The 19,130-nt window shown below is 71.0% G+C and carries 16 protein-coding genes; 9 read left to right on the plus strand and 7 right to left on the minus strand.

What is annotated here, in order from left to right; translation table 11 throughout:
• Positions 1-28 precede the first annotated feature (28 nt).
• On the plus strand, positions 29-1,258 hold the full coding sequence (locus tag ABH923_RS02910) for a MalY/PatB family protein (protein WP_370053827.1): 1,230 nt from the start codon (positions 29-31) through the stop codon (positions 1,256-1,258).
• Between the two features lie 86 nt (positions 1,259-1,344).
• Here ABH923_RS02910 and ABH923_RS02915 read toward each other — a convergent pair whose 3' ends face one another.
• The 5 genes from ABH923_RS02915 to zapE form a co-directional block, all read right to left on the minus strand.
• Positions 1,345-2,649, minus strand: coding sequence for an O-acetylhomoserine aminocarboxypropyltransferase/cysteine synthase family protein (locus ABH923_RS02915; protein ID WP_370053828.1), 1,305 nt, complete (start codon positions 2,647-2,649; stop codon positions 1,345-1,347).
• A 67-nt stretch (positions 2,650-2,716) separates the two neighbouring features.
• Positions 2,717-3,250 (minus strand): type II toxin-antitoxin system PemK/MazF family toxin, encoded by a 534-nt coding sequence (locus ABH923_RS02920; protein WP_370053830.1) that lies wholly within the window; start codon positions 3,248-3,250, stop codon positions 2,717-2,719.
• Positions 3,192-4,409, minus strand: a complete 1,218-nt coding sequence (locus ABH923_RS02925; RefSeq protein ID WP_370053831.1) for an ammonium transporter — start codon at positions 4,407-4,409, stop codon at positions 3,192-3,194. Before ABH923_RS02925 ends, ABH923_RS02920 begins: the two co-directional genes overlap by 59 nt.
• A 112-nt stretch (positions 4,410-4,521) precedes the next feature.
• Complete coding sequence (locus ABH923_RS02930) at positions 4,522-5,796, minus strand: ammonium transporter (protein WP_370053833.1); 1,275 nt, start codon at positions 5,794-5,796, stop codon at positions 4,522-4,524.
• 207 nt (positions 5,797-6,003) lie between these two features.
• The gene (zapE, locus tag ABH923_RS02935) at positions 6,004-7,059 is read right to left on the minus strand and encodes a cell division protein ZapE (RefSeq protein ID WP_370053834.1); all 1,056 of its coding nucleotides are present in this window, start codon (positions 7,057-7,059) and stop codon (positions 6,004-6,006) included.
• 127 nt (positions 7,060-7,186) lie between these two features.
• Between zapE and ABH923_RS02940 the strand changes: the two genes are divergently transcribed.
• Both ABH923_RS02940 and ABH923_RS02945 read left to right on the plus strand, forming a co-directional pair.
• A complete protein-coding gene (locus ABH923_RS02940; RefSeq protein WP_370053836.1) occupies positions 7,187-8,086 on the plus strand; it encodes a sulfurtransferase in 900 nt (299 codons plus the stop codon).
• A gap of 34 nt (positions 8,087-8,120) precedes the next feature.
• Complete coding sequence (locus ABH923_RS02945; RefSeq protein WP_370053838.1) at positions 8,121-8,555, plus strand: SufE family protein; 435 nt, start codon at positions 8,121-8,123, stop codon at positions 8,553-8,555.
• Between the two features lie 15 nt (positions 8,556-8,570).
• Here the strand turns inward: ABH923_RS02945 and ABH923_RS02950 are convergent, their stop codons facing one another.
• Both ABH923_RS02950 and ABH923_RS02955 read right to left on the minus strand, forming a co-directional pair.
• On the minus strand, positions 8,571-9,632 hold the full coding sequence (locus ABH923_RS02950) for a S66 peptidase family protein (protein WP_370053840.1): 1,062 nt from the start codon (positions 9,630-9,632) through the stop codon (positions 8,571-8,573).
• A complete protein-coding gene (locus tag ABH923_RS02955) occupies positions 9,629-10,822 on the minus strand; it encodes an alpha/beta hydrolase family protein (RefSeq protein WP_370053841.1) in 1,194 nt (397 codons plus the stop codon). The genes ABH923_RS02950 and ABH923_RS02955 overlap by 4 nt, the downstream gene beginning before the upstream one ends.
• A 131-nt stretch (positions 10,823-10,953) precedes the next feature.
• On the opposite strand from ABH923_RS02955, the gene ABH923_RS02960 reads away from it, so the two are divergent.
• The 6 genes from ABH923_RS02960 to ABH923_RS02985 all read left to right on the plus strand — a co-directional run bounded on the left by ABH923_RS02960 (position 10,954) and on the right by ABH923_RS02985 (position 19,108).
• On the plus strand, positions 10,954-11,559 hold the full coding sequence (locus ABH923_RS02960) for a DUF3000 domain-containing protein (RefSeq protein ID WP_370057268.1): 606 nt from the start codon (positions 10,954-10,956) through the stop codon (positions 11,557-11,559).
• Positions 11,552-12,748: an HRDC domain-containing protein gene (locus ABH923_RS02965; protein WP_370053842.1), complete on the plus strand. Its 1,197-nt coding sequence runs from the start codon at positions 11,552-11,554 to the stop codon at positions 12,746-12,748. The genes ABH923_RS02960 and ABH923_RS02965 overlap by 8 nt, the downstream gene beginning before the upstream one ends.
• A 72-nt stretch (positions 12,749-12,820) precedes the next feature.
• On the plus strand, positions 12,821-14,029 hold the full coding sequence (locus ABH923_RS02970; RefSeq protein ID WP_370053843.1) for an acetyl-CoA C-acyltransferase: 1,209 nt from the start codon (positions 12,821-12,823) through the stop codon (positions 14,027-14,029).
• 6 nt (positions 14,030-14,035) lie between these two features.
• Positions 14,036-16,195, plus strand: a complete 2,160-nt coding sequence (locus tag ABH923_RS02975) for a 3-hydroxyacyl-CoA dehydrogenase NAD-binding domain-containing protein (RefSeq protein WP_370053844.1) — start codon at positions 14,036-14,038, stop codon at positions 16,193-16,195.
• A 215-nt stretch (positions 16,196-16,410) separates the two neighbouring features.
• Entirely contained in the window at positions 16,411-17,805 is a 1,395-nt protein-coding gene (locus ABH923_RS02980) for a basic amino acid/polyamine antiporter (RefSeq protein WP_370057270.1), read from the plus strand.
• Between the two features lie 58 nt (positions 17,806-17,863).
• Positions 17,864-19,108 carry an arginine deiminase gene (locus tag ABH923_RS02985; protein WP_370053846.1) on the plus strand — a complete coding sequence of 415 codons (1,245 nt, stop codon included), beginning with the start codon at positions 17,864-17,866 and terminating at the stop codon, positions 19,106-19,108.
• The last annotated feature ends 22 nt before the right edge of the window (positions 19,109-19,130 follow it).

Consider the following 19,130-nt stretch of genomic DNA (forward strand, 5'->3'; position numbering starts at 1 on the left):
ACCCTCTCCCGTCCTTACCTTACGTTCCGTGACGCGACCGGATGCGCTCGACGGCGCGGTGCCGCATCCTTGGGCGATGAGCTTCGCACCGGCCCGCCCCCTGGAGCAGCTCTTCGCGTCCAGGTCGAGCATCAAGTGGCGCCGCTATCCGGCGGACGTCCTGCCGGTCTTCGTCGCCGAGATGGACTTCGACGTCGAGCCCGCCATCCTCGACCGGGTCGCCGAGACGCTCCGCAACTCGGACACCGGTTACCTCGACTCGGCCGGTCCGCTGGCGCCCGCCTTCGCAGACTTCGCCTGGAGCTCGTGGTCGTGGGGCGTCGACCCGGAGTGGGTGCACCTGGCCACCGACGTGACGGTGGGCGTGGTCGAGACGCTGCGGCTGGTGCTGCCGGAGGCCGGCGGGCGCGTCGTACTGACGCCTCCGGTCTATCCGCCGTTCTTCGAGATGATCGAGGAGGCCGACGCCGTCGCGATCACCGTCCCGCTGCGCGAGGACGCCGGCTGGACGCTCGACCTCGACGGCCTGGAGGCCGCCTTCGCCGCGGGAGCCGACGCCATGCTGCTCTGCAACCCGCAGAACCCGACCGGCCGATGTCACAGCCGGCGCAGCCTGGAGGCGCTCGCCCGCCTCGCCGCCCGCTACGGTGTGTTCGTCGTCAGCGACGAGGTCCACGCCCCGCTCGCCCACCCGGGCGCCCGCTTCACGCCGTTCGCTCCTGTCGCCCTGGCCGCCGGCGCCCGTGCCGTCACGGTGACCTCCGCCAGCAAGGCGTGGAACCTCGCCGGACTCAAGTGCGCGGTCATCGTCGCCGCCGAGCCGGCCACCGCCGACCTGCTCACCCGGCTCCCGGAGGAGCTCGCGGCACGCACCAGCATCCTCGGCCTCCACGCCAACGTCGCGGCGCTCTCCTGCCTGCGCTGGCGCGACGGCCTCCTCGACCAGCTCGTGACGAACCTCCGGCTGCTGGAGGCCGAGCTCGCCGTGCACGCGCCGTCGGTGCGCGTCATCCGGCCCGACGCCGGCTATCTGGCCTGGCTGGACTTCCGGGAGACGGGGCTCGGCGACGACCCCGCCCGCACTCTGATCGACGTCGGCCGGGTCGCCCTCAACTCCGGGGTCGCGTTCGGCGAGCAGGGCCGCGGCTTCGCCCGGATCAACCTGGCCTGCGACCCGAGCACCGTGGTGGAGGCGGTCCGCCGCATCGCCGCGACCGTCGCCGCGGCGACCCCCGCCCTCGCGCCCCTCCCCGCCTGACCCCGCGCCACAAAGGATCGAGGGGACGCAACACGCCGCAAGCGTCGATGCGTAGCGGCGTGTTGCGTCCCCTCGTTCGGGAGAGGTCAGGCGCGGGCGGCTGCGTGGAGGGCCCGGTCCAGGTCCGCGATGATGTCGCGGGGGCTCTCCAGACCGATGGACAAGCGCACCAAGCCAGGGGTGATCCCGGCCTCCAGCCGCTCCCCCTCGGTGAGCTTGGCGTGGATGGTGCTGCCCAGGTGGATGGCCAGCGTGCGCACGTCGCCGATGTGCGTCATCGGGCTGACCAGCCGCAGCGCGTCGAGGAACCGCTGAGCGGCCTCCCTGCCGCCCGCGAGGTCGATGGAGACGATGGAGCCCGCCCCGCGCGGGAGGTACCGCGACGCCAGCGAGTGGAACGGGTCATCCACCAGCCCCGGATAGAACACGCGTGCCACCTCCGGCCGACCGGCCAGGAACTCCGCAACCTCCTGCGCGTTGGCGACGTGCCGGTCCATCCGCACCGACAGCGTCTCGATGCCGTGCAAGAGCAGGAAGGTGCTCAGCGGGGGCACCGTCGGCCCGTACTCCAGCACGATCACCGATCGCAGGTAGGCCAGGTAGGCACCGTCGCCGAACCGCTCCACGAAGGAGGCGACCCCGGGCCGCGGTGGCTCGGTGAGCTGCGGGAACCGGTCCGCGTGCGCCGCCCAGTCGAACCGGCCGCCGTCGACCACCGCGCCGCCGATCACCGATCCATGTCCGGACAGCCATTTGGAGGTCGAGTGCACGACGATGTCGGCGCCGTCCTCGATGGGGCGCCACAGGTACGGCGTCGGCACGGTGTTGTCGACGACCAGCGGGACGCCGGCCGCGTGCGCGATCCGGGCCAGCCGCTCGATGTCGACCACCTGGTTCAGCGGGTTCGGCAGCGTCTCGGTGTAGACGGCCTTCGTGTTCGGCCGGAACCGCGCCGCCCACTCCGCGTCCGTCGCGTCGTCGGCCACGTACTCGAACGCGATCCCCTGACGCTTCAGGATGCCGCGGAACATCTCCCGCGTTCCCTCGTACAGCGACCGGGTGGCGAGGATGTGGTCGCCCGCCTCGGCGAGCGCGTTGAGCGCAGCGGCGATGGCGGCCTGCCCGCTGGAGACCACGATCCCGTCGACGCCGCCCTCCAGGTCGGCGATGCGCCGCCCCGCGACCGCGTTGGTCGGGTTGTCGTTGCGCGAGTAGGCGCGGTAGCGGCTGCGCCCGGCGAAGCGGTCCTCACCGTCGTCGAAGTCGTCGAAGACGTAGCCGGCGGTCTGGTAGATCGGGGTGACGCGGGCGCGGGTCTCGGCGTCGACCACCGCTCCGGCGTGGATCTGCCGGGTCTCGAAGTCGAGCGGGTGCGAACAGTCGTCAGGCATGCCGACACTGTAGTGACGCAGGCCGGGAGCCGTGCAGTTCCCGTTCACCGTTCGTCACGGACGCCGCTCAGCTCCAGCCGTACAGCGTCCGCAGCGCGGTGCGGACGGTCGCGAACCGGCGTGCGTCGAGGGCGGCGGCCTCCCGGCGCATCCCGGTGCAGTGCACGCGGAAGACCCGGTCGAGCCGCACGAAGCTCGGCCGGCCCCGGCCGTCCCAGGCGCCCGCTCCGATCGCCAGGTACTCGGGACGCCCGGGATGCGCCTGGCTGGTCAGCGCGACCGCGATGAGGGAGCCGGAGGGCTCGGCCGCCACGACGAGCACCGGGCGGTCTTTGCCGCGGCCGTCGTTCTCCTCGTAGGGCACCCAGGTCCAGACGATCTCGCCGGGGTCGGGCTCGCCGTCCGTCTTCGGGTTGTACGAGGTGCGGAGGCCCTTCAGCCGGCGCGGGTCGACCTGGATCGTCGCGTTGACGCCCCCGCGCCCGGGCTCGACCCCGGAGAGGCGTCCGGGGCGGGCAGGCGCGAAGCGGGAGGCCGGCCGTTCAGTCTTCCGCGCCGCCGGCCGGAACAGTCGCGCGATCGCGTCGAGGAGTCGGCTCACTCGTGGCACGATAGCGGATCCGGGTGAGGCCCACCGTGAAGCGCAGCGCGAGCGCCAGCAGCAGCGACACGACGAACGAGCCGATCAGCACCGAGAATCCCGCGATCGCCTGGGCCGTGAACAGGTCGAAGTTCCCGCTGTCCACCATCCCGCCGCCCGCTGCGAACAGCCCGAGGTAGAGCAGGCCGACCATGCTCGCGACCGTCACGATGACGATCAGCGCCATCGACGCGCCGAACCGCGCCCGCGCGGCCAGGTCGACCATGGTCGCGCACGCCACCGCGGCGATGGCGCCGAGCAGCAGCGACCAGCCGGCGGTCAGCACTCCGGCCGCCGGTGTGATCGCCACGAGCCCGGAGAAGGCACCGCAGAGCGCACTCACCGTGGTGGGCCGCCGCAGCAGCACCCGGTCCACGACCATCCAGGCCAGGCAGCCCCCGGCGGAGGCGATGAACGCGTTGATCGCGATCAGGCCGGTGAAGGAGTCCACCGCCCCCTCCGACCCGACCACCAGCCCGAGCCAGCCGACCCAGAGGAGCGTCCCGCCGATGGCGATGGCCGGGAAGCTGCGCTGCTCCGGAGGCCGGTGCTCGCCGCGCCCGCACGCCAGGATGACGCCGGCGGCCGCCGCTCCCGCGGCCACGCCGATCGGCAGCGCTCCCCCGAAGTCGATCACGCCGAGCACGCCGGTCGCCCAGCCGTCGTCGAGCGCGAACACGGCGTAGCCCGCCGGGTACAGCACCAGCACCGACCAGAGCACCGTGAAGACCAGCCAGGCGCGCAGCGTTATCCGCGACGCGACGGCGACGCCTACGATCGCGACCGACACCGCGGCCGCCGCGAGGATCGCCCCCGCCTTGGCCAGCGCGTACAGGTCGGGCCGGTGCGACGCCGCCCCGAAGCCGGCGGCGAGGTCGAACGACGGAGCGCCGAGCACGTGAGCCAGCAACGGCCGTCCGGCGATCATCCCGTAGCCGCCCGCCACCCCGAGCAGGATGGTCGCCGCCGTGCCGGTCAGAGCGAACTTGAGAGCCCGGGAGGTCGTGGAGCGCCCGCCGAGCCCGCCGACGAAGAACGCGAGGCCGAACGGGACGAGCAGCGTCAGCGCCCCGCAGACGAACAGCAGCAGGGTGTCGACCTGCTCGCTCGTGGCGGCCATCCCGCTCCTTCCGCCTCAATGCAAGCATTACCCTAGCGGCCGCGCACACGCGGAACGGGGCGCCGCCCGCAGGCGGCACCCCGTTCGCGGATGCTCGATGGTGTGGGTCGGGTCACACCGTCTCGAGCGAGTAGCCCTCCTCGCCGTGCACGACGGTGTCGACGCCGGCCAGTTCGTCCTCGTTCTTGATCCGGAAGCCCATCGTCTTCTGGATGACCCAGCCGATCGCGTAGGCCAGGACGAAGGAGTAGATCAGGACGCTGAAGGCGCCGATGGCCTGCGCTCCGAGCTGCACCAGGCTCCCGCCGTACCAGAGGCTGGAGAACGGCTTGGTGGCGTCGCCGTCGATGTGGGTGAAGCCGAAGACACCGATCCACAGCGTTCCGATGATGCCGCCGATGAGGTGGATGCCGACCACGTCGAGCGAGTCGTCGAAGCCGAGCTTGAACTTGAGGTCGATCGCGACGGCGCAGACCGCGCCGGCGACCAGGCCGAGCAGAATCGCGAAGCCCGGGGTCAGGATGTTACAGGCCGGGGTGATCGCGACCAGGCCGGCGACCGCGCCCGACGCCGCACCGATGGAGGTCGGCTTGCCGTCCTTGATCTTCTCGACGATCAGCCAGCCGATGGTCGCGGCGGCCGGGGCGGCAAGGGTGTTGATCCAGGCGATCGCGGCGACGCCGTCGACCGCGGCCTCCGATCCGGCGTTGAAGCCGAACCAGCCGAACCACAGCAGCGCAGCACCGAGGAGGGTCAGCGGCACGTTGTGCGGCTTGCTCATGCCCTTCTGGAAGCCAACGCGCTTGCCGAGCACCAGCGCCAGGGCGAGGCCGGCCGCACCGGCGTTGATGTGCACCGCCGTGCCACCCGCGAAGTCGTTCACGTGCAGGACGGAGGCGATCCAGCCCTGCGACAGGTTGAACACCCAGAACGCGACCGGGAAGTAGACGACCGTCACCCAGACACCGGCGAAGACCATCCAGGCGCCGAACTTGGCGCGGTCGGCGATGGCGCCGGAGATCAGGGCCACCGTGATGATGGCGAAGGTGGCCTGGAACCCGGCGAACGCGAGGCCGCCGAGGTCGGGGGTCATGCCGTCCTTGCCCATCAGGCTGGACAGGAACCAGTCCGGCGTGCCGAGCACGTGCGGGATGAGCGGCGTCCCGAACGCGAGGCCGTAGCCGTAGACGACCCACAGGACGCCGACGATGGCCATCGCGCCGAAGCTCATCATCATCATGGAGACGACGCTCTTCGCGCGGACCATGCCGCCGTAGAAGAACGCGACACCGGGGGTCATCAGCAGGACGAGGGCGGCGGCGACGAGCAGCCACAGGGCGTTGACGGTCCCTGTCGATGCGTAGTCCGCTGCTGTGTGCAACACCATGCGAGTCTCTACCTCTCTATGCGACGCCCTGGGGTGGGTTCTGACTCATCGGAGCCGAGCCGGGCGCTTCGGGGTGGAGCCAGTCTGATGGCGGGAGATTTCGAGAGGGGCGTTCTCGTGTTTCGCGGGTGTTACGCATCCCTGCGCTGTGTAAACAGTCTGTTTCGCCGCCGTGCGAATGTCCGGGGCGGGCGCAGGGAGGGAGCCCTACTCGTCGTGCGGCGGCAGCTCGCCCGCGGTGAGGGCGATCATGCGCGACACCGAGCGCAGGTACTTCTTGCGGTACCCGCCGCCCAGCATCTCGTCGTCGAAGACCTCGCTGAGCGGCGTCCCGGTCTGCACGACGGGGATCTCCGCGTCGTACACGCGGTCAATGAACGCGACGAGCCGGAGGGCCGCCATCTGGTCGTGGAGCACGTGGACGTCGGCCAGCCCGATGACGTCGACGCCGTCGAGCATCTTGATGTAGCGCGACGGGTGCACGGTGGCGAGGTGCGCGATGAGGCCGTCGAACGTGTCGCTCGTGGCCGTCTCGCCGCGGGCGGCGAGTGCCGAGAGCATCCGGTCGTACTGTTCGGCGTCGACGCTGACCGCCGCCCCGGAAGTGTCGCGCCGGCGGTAGTCGAGTCCGTCGATGCGCAGAGTCTGGAAGTTGGCGGAGAGCGACTGGATCTCGCGCAGGAAGTCGCTCGCGGCGAACCGGCCTTCGCCGAGCGCGTTCGGGGGCGTGTTGCTCGTGGCGGCGATGCGGGTGCCGGAGGCGACCAGCTCGCCCAGCATCCGGGTCATCATCATGGTGTCGCCCGGGTCGTCGAGCTCGAACTCGTCGATGCAGATCAGGGTGGAGCCGCGCAGGAGGTCGACCGCGCCCGCGTAGCCGAGCGCGCCGACCAGCGCGGTGTACTCGATGAACGTGCCGAAGTACTTGGGCCCGGGAGCCTCGTGCCACAGCGCGGCGAGGAGGTGGGTCTTGCCGACGCCGAAGCCGCCGTCCAGGTACACGCCCGGCTTCATGGCCTCCACCTTGCGGCGGCTGCGGCTGAACAGCCCGGCCGGGCGCTGCGGCTCCCACGACTTGGCGAACAGCTTGAGGGTGGCCACGGCCTCCGACTGCGACGGGTAGTCGTGGTCCGGCCGGTACGAGTCGAAAGTGGCGTGCTCGAACTGCGACGGCGGCACCAGGCTCGTCGCGATCTCGGCGCCGGTGATCGCCGGCGAGCGGTCCGCGAGGCGGGGCAGGGCTCCGGTCGTCTCGATCGTCATGTGTGGATGCGCACCTTTAGTGTGAAGAAGTGTTGACGGGACGTTCGTCACCCGCTGCGGGCCGCGTAGCCTGGACTCCTGGCCCGCGATTTCGCAGGCTCCCAGCTTAACCCGGAGGATCAGCAGCATGGCCATCGCCCCCGACCCCTCGACCGACTTCGCCGGCTACGCGCACCCCGAACGGCTGGTGGGCACCGACTGGCTGGCCGAGCACCTCGGCGAGCCCGGCCTGGTCGTGGTGGAGTCCGACGAGGACGTGCTGCTCTACGAGACCGGCCACATCCCCGGCTCGGTCAAGATCGACTGGCACACCGACCTCAACGATCCCGTGGTCCGCGACTACGTCAGCCCGGAGCGGTTCGCCGAGCTGCTCGGCGCCAAGGGCGTCTCCCGCGACACCACCGTCGTCATCTACGGCGACAAGAACAACTGGTGGGCCGCCTACGCCCTGTGGGTCTTCACGCTGTTCGGCCACGAGGACGTCCGCCTCCTCGACGGCGGCCGCGACAAGTGGATCGCGGAGGGCCGCGAGCTCACCCGCGAGACGCCGACTCCGGCCCCGGTCGAGTACCCGGTCGTGGAGCGCGACGACCACACCATCCGCGCCTTCAAGGACGACGTGCTCGCCCACCTGGGCAAGCCCTTGATCGACGTCCGCTCCCCCGAGGAGTACAGCGGCGAGCGCACCGAGATCCCCGGCTACCCCACCGAGGGCGCGCTGCGCGCCGGCCACATCCCGTCGGCCGCCTCCGTCCCGTGGGCGCGCGCCGCCGCGCCGGACGCGACCTTCAAGCGCCGCGCCGACCTGGAGGCCATCTACCTCGGCGACGCCGGCCTGAAGCCCGGCGACGAGGTGGTGGCGTACTGCCGCATCGGCGAGCGCTCCAGCCACACCTGGTTCGTGCTGACCCACCTGCTCGGCTTCGAGAACGTCCGCAACTACGACGGCTCGTGGACCGAGTGGGGCTCGGCCGTGCGCGTCCCCATCGTGACGGGGACTGAGCCGGGCGAAGTCCCCGCACGCTGACCCTGCCGCGCCCGCACGAAGGTAGCCTTAAAGAATGACCGCCCTCACCGGCACGCTCGCCGAGATCCGCGACGACTTCCAGGCGCTGGAGCAGAACGACCGCCTCCAGTTGCTGCTGGAGTTCTCCGACGAGCTGCCCGACCTTCCGGAGCGCTACCGCGACCACCCGGACCTGCTGGAGCGGGTCGAGGAGTGCCAGGCGCCGGTGTACATCTTCGTGGAGGTGGACGAGCACGACATCGTCCACCTCTTCGCCACGGCCCCCCAGGAGGCCCCCACCACCCGCGGTTTCGCCTCGATCCTCGTGCAGGGCCTCGCCGGGCTCACGGCCGACGAGGTGCTCGCGGTGCCGGACGACTTCCCGAACACCCTCGGCCTCACGCAGGCCGTGTCGCCGCTGCGCCTCCGCGGGATGTCGGCGCTGCTGGGGCGCGCCAAGCGGCAGGTGCGGGCGAAGGTCAAGGCGTAGCTCAGTCGGCCCCGGTCAGCCGCGGCGGTAGTCGGCGAACACCCGGCGGCTCTCGCCGTCGAGGGTGACCCGCCCGCCGTAGGGCACGATCCACTGCGGCGAGGTGTGCCCGAACGGCACGCCGACGCACACCACCGCCTCCTGGTTGTACTCGGCGACGGTCTCGATGACGGCGTCCCGCTGCGCGTCCCGGAGCCGCGTGCGCTCGGATGCGTCCGGCCGGTGCTCGAACGTGCTCACCGGGGGCCGCGCCGCGAGCACCCCCGCGAGCGGCGCGAGCAGCCCGCGTTCGCCCAGGGCGCGCAACGTGTAGCTCACCCAGTGCGCCGGCGGCGTCAGCTCGCTCGTCTCGACCAGCAGCACAGCGCCCTCCAGCGCCGACGGCGGGAACGGGAAGCGGTCGGCGAGCAGTATCCAGTCCACGACCTCGAGGCAGCCGCCCCATGTCGTGCCCGTGACGCTGCGCGCAGGTCCCGCCCACGCGAACCCCTCGGTCGGCTCGCGCTCCCCGGTCTCGGTCAGGGCGCGCGGATCGCCCCAGTCGGTCCCGAAGTCCTCCGACTCGCCCGGGTCGGTCAGCTCGATCGGGTCGCCGCCGAGCAGGGCGGCGCGCAGCGAACGCAGGTGGATGTCGTGGACGCGCGGCCCCGGCCCCAGGTTCACCTGTGTGCTGCCGCCGTAGAACCCGGCGACGCCCGCCGACCAGAGCCAGTTCAGGAGGCTGGTGTTGTCGCTGTAGCCGAGGAACGGCTTCGGGTCGGCCAGCACGGCCTCCCGGTCGAGGTGCGGGATCACCCGGAGCTGGTCGTCGCCGCCGATGGTCGCCAGCACCGCGCGGATGCCGGGGTCCGCGAAGGCGGCGTTCACATCCCGCGCCCGCTCCTCGGGCGTCGCACCGAGCTGGCGGGTGGTCGGGTATTCGACCGGCACCAGCCCTGTCAGCTCCTCCAGCCTGCGCAGCGCCTGCTCGTGCACGGCCGGCCAGCGCGCGGGCGCCGCGAACGACGGCGACAGCACGGCGACCCTGTCCCCCGGCCGCGCCGCAGGCGGCACGACCGGGCGGTGCGGCGCGCTCACGCGCGCTCGTCCAGCCACTCCCGGACGGCCGCCGACCACTTCGCCTCGTCGTAGTTCCAGAGCTTGGTGTGCAGCGCGACCGTGAACGGCACGAACGTCACGATGTCGCTACGTGCGGCGGCGAGCGCACGCGAGGCCGAGTCCGGCACGAAGCCGTCGTCCTGGCTGTGCAGGATGAGCATCGGGAGGCTGAGGTCGGCCGCCCGCGCCACGAAGTCCATGCTGCGCAGGTCGATCGGGGCGCCCAGCCCGGTGATCGGCCCGCTCCAGTTGGAGGCGATGAGCCGCATCGCGCCCTGGGCGATCGCGTCGGGGAGGCGCAGCATGTTCGCCTGGAACTCGAGCGTGTCGATCCAGTCGACGACCGGCGACTCCAGCACAACGCCGCTCACCAGGTCGAGGTTCTCGGAGCGGGTGACCGTCTGCAGCACCACGGCGCCGCCCATCGACCAGCCCATGAGCACGATCGAGCGCGCGCCGCGCTCCGCGGCGAACCGGATCGCGGCGTCGATGTCGCGCCACTCGGTGCCGCCGAGGCCGTAGCGGCGGTCGGCGCTCTCGGGGGCGTCGCCGTCGTTGCGGTAGGAAGCCAGGAGGCAGGTGTAGCCGGCGGCGTGGAACGTCGGGACCGCGCGCAGCCCCTCCTGCCGCGACGCGCCCCAGCCGTGCACCTGGATGACCCAGCGGTCGCCGACAGCAGCGCCGTCCGCCGGGAACACCCACGCCGGCGCCTGCCCGAGGTCGGTCTCGATCACCACGCTCTCCACCGGCAGCCCGAGCTCCTCCGGCTCTAGGTAGTAGTACCCGCTGATCCGCGCGCGTCCGGGCCCGAGCTCGCCGAAGTGTATGCGCTCCAGCTCGCGGACGACGCTGCCGTCCGTGGTCTCCAGGAGGCCGCCGAGCTTGGCGTAGCCCGACTCCGAGCCGAACCACAGCCCGAAACGCCCCGGCATCGCCGAGTCCGGCGTCCGCTTGAGGGTGATGGTGCCGAGCGCCTCGTCCACTCCGCGCACGAACTCGCGCTGCGGCCGGCGGCGGACCGGCGTGATCACCGTCCTGGCGACCCGCGCCACCGCGTAGGCGGCGGTCGCCGCCGCGACCAGCGCGATTCCTCCGGCGACGGCCGCGCCGACGCCGATCGCCTTCCCGAGTGCCCCGTTCCCGCCCGATCCGCTGCTCGTGCTCGCCATGCCCGACAGCGTAGCCGCGCCACGGGGCCGCCGCCTTCAGGAGTTCGTCAGGCGGCGTGCCTTACTGTCGCCTGCCCCCGAACCCTTCTAGTGTTCGTAGCGTGTCGACACCCACTTCGACCCCGCCGCACCTGCCCGGGGACCCGCACCAGCCCAGGGAGCCGCACCTGCCCAGGGAGTTCGCGGCGGCGCTGGAATCCATCCGCGCTGCGAAGTCGCGGCCCGAGCTCGTGATCACCGAGATCCCGGCTCCGGCCCAGCTCGCCCCGTACTCCATCGCACTCGCGGCCGATGTGCGGCCCGCGCGGCACGGCGACGACTCGGATCTCGGCACCGGACGCTTCATCCTGCTCTACGACCCCGACGAGCCGGAGGCCTGGGGCGGCCCGTTCCGCATCGTCTGCTTCGCGCAGGCGCCACTGGAGACCGACATCGGGCTCGACCCGTTCCTCGCCGACGTCGCGTGGTCGTGGCTGGTCGACGCACTCGACGCCCGGCACGCCAAGTACACCGCGGCAAGCGGCACTGCGACCAAGATCATCTCCACCGGCTTCGGCGAGCTCGCCGCCCAGGGCGACGGCGCCCAGATCGAGCTGCGCGCCTCCTGGAGCCCGCTGGAGACCGACATCGCCGCCCACGTGGAGGGCTGGGGCGAGCTGCTGTGCATGCTCGCCGGCCTGCCGCCGACGGGCGAAGGGGTGAGCCTGCTGAGCACGAGACGGACACCGCGTGGCTGATCACACCGTCATCGACACGCGCGACGGCTACCACCGCGCCCTCGACCTCATCGTCGCGGGCGAGGGGCCGATCGCGGTCGACGCCGAGCGGGCGAGCGGCTTCCGCTACTCCCAGCGCGCGTACCTCATCCAGATGTTCCGGCGCGGCTCGGGCACCTTCCTCTTCGACCCGCCCGCGGTCGGCCGGTTCGACGAGCTCAACGAGGCGATCGCCGGCGACGAGTGGGTGCTGCATGCGGCGACCCAGGACCTCACCTGCCTGCGCGAGGTCGGGCTCGACCCGGTCAGCATCTTCGACACCGAGCTCGCCGCGCGCCTGCTCGGGATGCCGCGCGTCGGCCTCGGCACCGTCGTGGAGGAGCTGCTCGGCATCCACCTCGCCAAGGAGCACAGCGCCGCCGACTGGTCGACCCGCCCGCTGCCCGAGCCGTGGCTGCAATATGCCGCCCTCGACGTCGAGCTGCTGCCCGACCTGCGCGACGCGATCTCCGGGCTGCTCGTGGAGGCCGGCAAGACCGACATCGCCCGGCAGGAGTTCGCCGACGAGCTCACCCGCGAGCTCGTCGTCACGCGCCACGAGCCGTGGCGGCGGCTGTCCGGCATCCACTCGATCCGGGGCCTCCGCAACCTCGCCGCCGCGCGCGAGCTGTGGCTCAGCAGGGACGCGCTCGCCCAGCAGCTCGACGTCGCGCCCGGCAGGCTCGTCCCGGACGCCTCCCTGACCGCCGCCGCCAAGGCGATGCCGGAGTCCAAGCGCGCCCTCGCCGCCATGCGCGAGTTCACCGGCCGCGCCAGCCGCACCGAACTGGACCGCTGGTGGGGCGCGATCGAGGCCGGCCGCACCACCGACGACCTCCCCGTCCTGCGCGGCACCGGCGACAGCCTCCCGCCGCCCCGGGCCTGGGCCGACCGCAACCCGGACGCCGACGCCCGGCTCAAGGCCGCGCGCGCCGCCCTGACGGCCGTGGCCGAGGAGCTCTCGCTCCCGCTGGAGAACCTGCTCACGCCCGACACGCTGCGCCGCGTCGCCTGGGCACCGCCGGCGGACGTCACGCCGTCGACCGTCGGCGACGCGCTCGCCCAGCACGGCGCGCGGCGCTGGCAGATTGAGGCAACCGCACAGTCGATCGCCCAGGCCTTTGTGGAAAGCAGCCAAACGCCCGGCGACGCCTCCGAAGCCGCTTCGTAGAAAGAATCAAACGATTCCACTGCGGCGTCCGGGCCTCCTTAGGATCGTCAGCGACCTGATTTGGGAGGCACTGTGGCCGATAGAACGGATGTCGTGTTCGTCGACGGAGTCCGCACTCCGTTTGGACGTGCGGGCGAAAAAGGGCAGTACTGGAACACTCGCGCCGACGACCTCGTCGTCAAGGCCATGATCGGCCTGATGGAGCGGAATCCGAACGTGCCCAAGGAGCGCATCGACGATGTCGCCATCGCGGCGACGACGCAGCAGGGCGACCAGGGCCTGACCCTGGGCCGCACCGCGGCGCTGCTCGCCGGGCTGCCGAAGTCGGTGCCCGGCTTCGCGATCGACCGGATGTGCGCCGGCGCGATGACCAGCGTCACCACGCTCGGCTCCGGCATCGCGTTCGGCAGCTACGACCTGGTGATCGCCGGCGGTGTGGAGCACATGGGCCGGCACCCGATGGGCTTCGGCGCCGATCCCAACCCGCGCTTCCTCTCGGAGCGCATGGTCGGTGAGGACGCCCTCAACATGGGCATGACCGCCGAACGCATCCACGACCGGTTCCCCGCGCTCACCAAGGAGCGCTCCGACCGGTTCGCGCTCGGCAGCCAGCAGAAGACCGCCGCCGCGTACGCCGCGGGCAAGCTGCAGCCGGACCTGGTGTCCGTCGCCATCCGCTCCGAGCAGGGCTGGGGCCTCGCCACGCAGGACGAGGGCATGCGCCCGGAGACCACGCTGGAGGGCCTCGCCACGCTGAAGACCCCGTTCCGCCCGCACGGCCGGGTGACGGCGGGCAACGCGTCGCCGCTCACCGACGGCGCGACCGCGAGCCTGCTGGCGTCCTCCGACGCCGTCAAGGAGTTCGGCCTGACGCCCAAGATGCGCATGGTCAGCTTCGCGTTCGCCGGCGTCGAGCCGGAGATCATGGGCATCGGCCCTGTCCCCTCGACCGAGAAGGCGCTCCGGAAGGCCGGCCTGACCATCGAGGACATCGGCCTGTTCGAGCTGAACGAGGCGTTCGCCATCCAGGTGCTGTCGTTCCTCGACCACTTCGGCATCGACGACGCCGACCCCCGCGTCAACAAGTGGGGCGGCGCCATCGCGGTCGGCCACCCGCTCGCTGCGAGCGGCGTGCGCCTGATGATCCAGCTCGCCCGCCAGTTCGAGGAGCACCCGGAGGTCCGCTACGGACTCACCGCGATGTGCGTCGGCCTCGGCCAGGGCGGCACCGTGATCTGGGAGAACCCCCACTACAGCAAGCGCGCGGCGAAGAAGGGCTGAGCACCAGTGACCGACTACAGCACCATCGACTTCTCCCCGCTCGTCGAGCTCACCACCGACGAGGTCGTCAGCCACTCGTACGTGAAGGACGTGCCGCTGCCCAGCGGCAAGACCCTCGCGCTGGTCACGCTCGACAACGGCCGCGACCACACCCGCCCGAACACGATGGGCCCGGCCACGCTCCTGGAGCTGGGCCGCACCTTCGACGCACTGACCGAGCGCGCGGCGCGCGGCGAGATCGACGCGGTCGCCGTCACCGGCAAGCCGTTCATCCTCGCCGCGGGCGCCGACCTCAGCCGGGTCGGCGACATCCCGAGCGTGGAGGTCGCCAAGCTGCTCCCCCAGCTCGGCCACTACGTGCTCGGCAAGCAGGCGACGTTCGGCGTCCCGTCGTTCGTGTTCACCAACGGCCTCGCGCTCGGCGGCGGCGTGGAGATCGGCCTCAACGCCGACTACCGCACCATCGACCGCAACGCGGCGGCGTTCGCGCTGCCCGAGGTCTTCCTCGGCCTGATCCCGGGCTGGGGCGGCGCGACCATCCTGCCGAACCTGATCGGCATCGAGAACGCCCTCAAGGTCGTCATCGAGAACCCGCTCAAGCAGAACCGCATGCTGAAGCCGCAGGAGGTCTTCGACCTCGGGATCGCCGACGCGATCTTCGACTCGGCCAACTTCCTCGAGGACTCGCTGCTCTGGGCCGACAAGGTGCTCACCGGAGCGGTCGAGGTCAAGCGCCCGAACGTGCCGGGCAAGGTCGAGCGCCTCGTCAAGTGGGACGCCGCCATCGGCATCGCCCGCAAGATGCTGGAGAGCCGCATCGGCACCGTCCCGAAGTCGCCGTACCGCGCTTTGGACCTGCTGAAGGCCGCCAAGTCGAACGACCGCGCCGCCGGCTTCGAGCTGGAGGACGACGCCCTCGCCGAGCTCATCTCCGGCGACCAGTTCCAGGCCAGCATCTACGCGTTCAACCTGGTGCAGAAGCGCGCCAAGCGCCCCGCGGGCGCGCCGGACAAGGCCCTGGCCAAGAAGGTCACCAAGATCGGCGTCATCGGCGCCGGCTACATGGCCAGCCAGTTCGCGCTGCTGTTCGTGCGCCGGCTGCGGGTGCCCGTGGTCATCACCGACCTCGACCAGGCGCACGTCGACAAGGGCGTGGCGTACATCCACGACGAGATCGGCAAGCTCCTGGAGAAGGGCCGCGTCTCCCCCGACGAGGCCAACCGCCTGCGCGCGCTCGTGACCGGCACCACGGACAAGGCCGACTTCGCGGACTGCGACTGGGTCATCGAGGCCGTCTTCGAGGAGCTGACCGTCAAGCAGAACGTCTTCGCCGAAGTCGAGCAGTACCTCTCCGACGAGGCCGTGCTGGCGACCAACACCTCCTCGCTCTCGGTGGAGCAGATCGGCGCGAAGCTGAAGCACCCCGAGCGCCTGGTCGGCTTCCACTTCTTCACCCCGGTCGCGGTCATGCCGCTGATCGAGGTAGTGAAGACGCCGCACACCGACGACGCGACGCTGTCCACGGCGATGGTCACGGCGGCTGCCCTCAAGAAGAACGCGGTCATCACGGCCGATACCCCCGGGTTCGTGGTGAACCGGGTGCTCGCGAAGGTCCTCGGCGAAGCGATGCACGCGGTCGACGACGGCACCCCGTTCGAGACCGTGGACAAGGCGTTCGCCCCGCTGGGCCTGCCGATGGCGCCCTCCGTGCTGCTCGACCTGGTGGGCCTGAAGGTCGGCGCGCACGTGCTCGACACGCACCACGCGGCCTTCCCCGACCGGTTCTACCGCAGCGAGAACCTGCACCGCCTGGCGGAGTACGGCACCCTCCTGGAGAAGGACGGCAAGGGCAAGGTGAAGGGCCTCGACAAGGGCGCGGCCAAGATCCTGGCCGGCGGCAAGAACCCCTGGACGGAGCAGGAGATCCTGCGCCGGCTGGAGGATGGCCTGGCCGACGAGATTCACCGCATGCTGGTTGACGACCACGTCGTCGAGGCGCCGGAGGACATCGACCTCTGCATGATCCTCGGCGCGGGCTTCCCGTTCCAGATGGGCGGCATCACGCCGTACCTCGACCGCGTGGGCGCCTCGGAGCGGGTCTTCGGCGACACCTTCCAGCACCCGCCCGTCCGCGGCGTCACCACCCCCGTGGAGGCCGCCGCCTAACTCGCGAGTACGCCCGAAATCCGGCCGAAACCGCCGAGTACGCAGATTCTTCGCGTACTCGGCGGTTTCGTTTTTTCACCCGCGGCGGGTCTTGACCGTCGGGAAAGCGCGTCGTTACGGTTCGTATATCTCACTGGTGTGCGAAATTGGGGGGCTCCGTGACGGATCAGAAGGCAGCACCGCAGACAGGACTGTCCGCCCCGGTGAAACTCTCGATGCTCACGATGACCGGCATGGTGGTCGGCAGCATGGTGGGAGCCGGGGTCTTCTCGCTCCCCCGGCGCTTCGCGCAGGAGACCGGCGTCGCCGGCGCCCTCATCGCCTGGTCCATCGCGGGCGCGGGCATGCTCATGCTGGCGTTCGTCTTCCAGCTCCTGGCCAACCGCAAGCCGAAGCTCGACGCCGGTGTCTACGCGTACGCCAAGGCCGGCTTCGGCGAGTACCTCGGCTTCTTCTCCGCGTTCGGCTACTGGGCCAGCGCCGCCGTCGGACTGGTCTTCTACTGGGTCTTCATCATGTCGACGATCGGGGCGGTCGTCCCGGCGTTCGGGAGCGGCGACACCGTCCTCGCGATCGGGATCTCCTCGGTCGCGCTCTGGGGGTTCTTCCTCTTGATCCGCCGCGGCATCAAGGAGGCGGCGGCGATCAACCGCATCGTCACGGTCGCGAAGGTCGTGCCGATCATCATCTTCATCCTGCTCGCACTGTTCGTGTTCAAACCCGACGTGTTCGCGGCGAACTGGGGCGGAGCGGACTATGCCGGCTCGCTGTTCGACCAGGTCCGCGGCACCATGCTGGTCACGGTCTTCGTCTTCCTCGGCGTGGAGGGCGCGAGCACGTACTCCCGGCACGCGAAGCGCCGCGCCGACGTGGGGCGCGCCACGATCCTCGGCTTCGTGAGCGTGTTCGCAGTGTTCGCCTCGGTCACGATCGTGTCCTACGGCGTCCTGCCGATGGGTGAGATCGCCAAGCTCCGCCAGCCGTCGATGGCCGGTGTGCTGGAGGCCGCGGTCGGGCCGTGGGGCGCCTGGTTCGTGAGCATCGGCCTCATCGTGTCAGTGCTCGGCGCCTACCTCGCCTGGTCGCTCATGGCGGCCGAAGTGCTGTTCGTGGCCGCGCAGGACCACGACATGCCGCGGTTCCTCGGCCGGGCGAACAAGCAGGACGTGCCGGTGAACGCGCTCCTGCTCACGGCCCTGTTCGTGCAGGCCGTCCTGGTGATCCTCTACTTCGCGCACAACGCTCTCGACCTGGCACTCGACCTCACCAGCGCGCTCACGCTCATCCCGTTCTTCCTCGCCGCGCTGTACGCGCTCAAACTCGTGCTGACCAGGGAGAGCTATGTCGACCAGCCGCGCGGCTGGGGCCGCGATCTGGTCGTGACGATCCTCGCGACGGTCTACACGGCATTCCTGCTGTTCGCGGCCGGCCTGACGTTCGTGCTGCTGTCGTTCATCGTCTATGCGCCGGCGACCATCCTGTTCGTCATGGTCAGGCGCGAGCAGGGCAGGAAGCTCTTCAGCGGCCGGGAGCTGGTCATTCTCGCCGTCTCGATACTCGGCGCGATCGCCGGAATCGTCGCGCTCTCGGTCGGCTGGATCACATTGTGAAGACGCCCAAACACTCTCGACCGGCCAACCATCACGTACGACACGTAAGGGGAACACTGTGACCGACACGACATTCGGCGTCCACTCGGAGGTCGGGCAGCTCCGGCGCGTGCTCGTGGCCGCGCCCGGTCTCGCGCACCACCGGCTCACGCCGACGAACGCCGACGACCTCCTCTTCGACGACGTGATGTGGGTCGAGAACGCCAAGCGCGACCACGCCGCCTTCGTGGCCGACCTGCGCTCCAACGACGTCGAGGTGCTCGAACTCCACCAGGTGCTCGCCGAGACCGTCGCGCAGCCGGAGGCGCGAGCGTGGCTGCTCGACCGCAAGGTCGTCCCGAACGAGGTCGGCGTCGGGCTCGTGGAGGGCACCAGGGCGTTCCTGGAGTCCCTGCCCGCCGAGCGGCTGGCCGAGTTCCTCATCGGCGGGCTCTCCACCGCCGACCTCCCCGAGGACTACCGCACCGGCTACATCGCGCTCGCCCGCGAGTCGACCGGCGTGCAGGAGTACCTCATGCCTCCGCTCCCGAACACGCTCTACACGCGCGACACGACCTCGTGGATCTACGGCGGCGTCACCCTCAACCCGCTCTACTGGCCGGCCCGCCACGACGAGACCCTGCTCATGAAGGCCGTCTACCTGTTCCACCCGGCGTTCGCGGGCGCGCGGGTGTGGTGGGGCGACCCCGAGCGCGAGTGGGGCCACGCGACCCTGGAGGGCGGCGACGTCATGCCCGTGGGCAACGGGGCCGTGCTCATCGGCATGAGCGAGCGCAGCTCACGGCAGGCGATCACGCAGACCGCGGCGGCGCTCTTCGAGGCGGGCGCGGCCGAGCAGGTCATCGTCGCCGGCATGCCCAAGCTGCGTGCGGCCATGCACCTCGACACCGTGCTCACGTTCGCCGACCGCGACCTGGTGACGCTGTACCCGGCGATCATGGACCGGGTGCACACCTTCACGCTGCGCCCCGGCACCGGCGCGAACCCCGTCGACGTCATCGACGAGGACGGCCGCGCGTTCGTGGACGTCGTCGCCGGCGCGCTCGGCCTCCCGAAGCTCCGGGTCATCGAGACCGCGGGAGACAACTACGAGACCGAGCGCCAGCAGTGGGACAGCGGAAACAACGCGGTGGCGCTCCGCCCAGGCGTCGTCTACGCCTACGACCGCAACACGGCCACCAACGACGCTCTGCGTCGCGCGGGCGTCGAGGTCATCCCGATCGTCGGCGCCGAGCTCGGCCGCGGCCGCGGCGGCGGCCACTGCATGACCTGCCCCCTCCTCCGCGACGCCGTGGACTTCTAGCCCACCCACACGCACTATCCAT

Origin of the sequence: Leifsonia sp. EB41 (assembly GCF_041262565.1) — a bacterium.
In the GTDB taxonomy this organism is placed as follows: Bacteria; Actinomycetota; Actinomycetes; order Actinomycetales; family Microbacteriaceae; genus Leifsonia.

Excerpts from the sequence above, each read along its gene's own strand:
- ABH923_RS02945 (WP_370053838.1), top strand. The coding sequence starts at position 8,121 with ATGACCGCCCTCACCGGCACGCTCGCCGAGATCCGCGACGACTTCCAG.
- zapE (WP_370053834.1), bottom strand. The coding sequence starts at position 7,059 with ATGACGATCGAGACGACCGGAGCCCTGCCCCGCCTCGCGGACCGCTCG.
- ABH923_RS02930 (WP_370053833.1), bottom strand. The coding sequence starts at position 5,796 with ATGGTGTTGCACACAGCAGCGGACTACGCATCGACAGGGACCGTCAAC.
- ABH923_RS02940 (WP_370053836.1), top strand. The coding sequence starts at position 7,187 with ATGGCCATCGCCCCCGACCCCTCGACCGACTTCGCCGGCTACGCGCAC.
- ABH923_RS02925 (WP_370053831.1), bottom strand. The coding sequence starts at position 4,409 with ATGGCCGCCACGAGCGAGCAGGTCGACACCCTGCTGCTGTTCGTCTGC.
- ABH923_RS02980 (WP_370057270.1), top strand. The coding sequence starts at position 16,411 with ATGCTCACGATGACCGGCATGGTGGTCGGCAGCATGGTGGGAGCCGGG.
- ABH923_RS02915 (WP_370053828.1), bottom strand. The coding sequence starts at position 2,649 with ATGCCTGACGACTGTTCGCACCCGCTCGACTTCGAGACCCGGCAGATC.
- ABH923_RS02955 (WP_370053841.1), bottom strand. The coding sequence starts at position 10,822 with ATGGCGAGCACGAGCAGCGGATCGGGCGGGAACGGGGCACTCGGGAAG.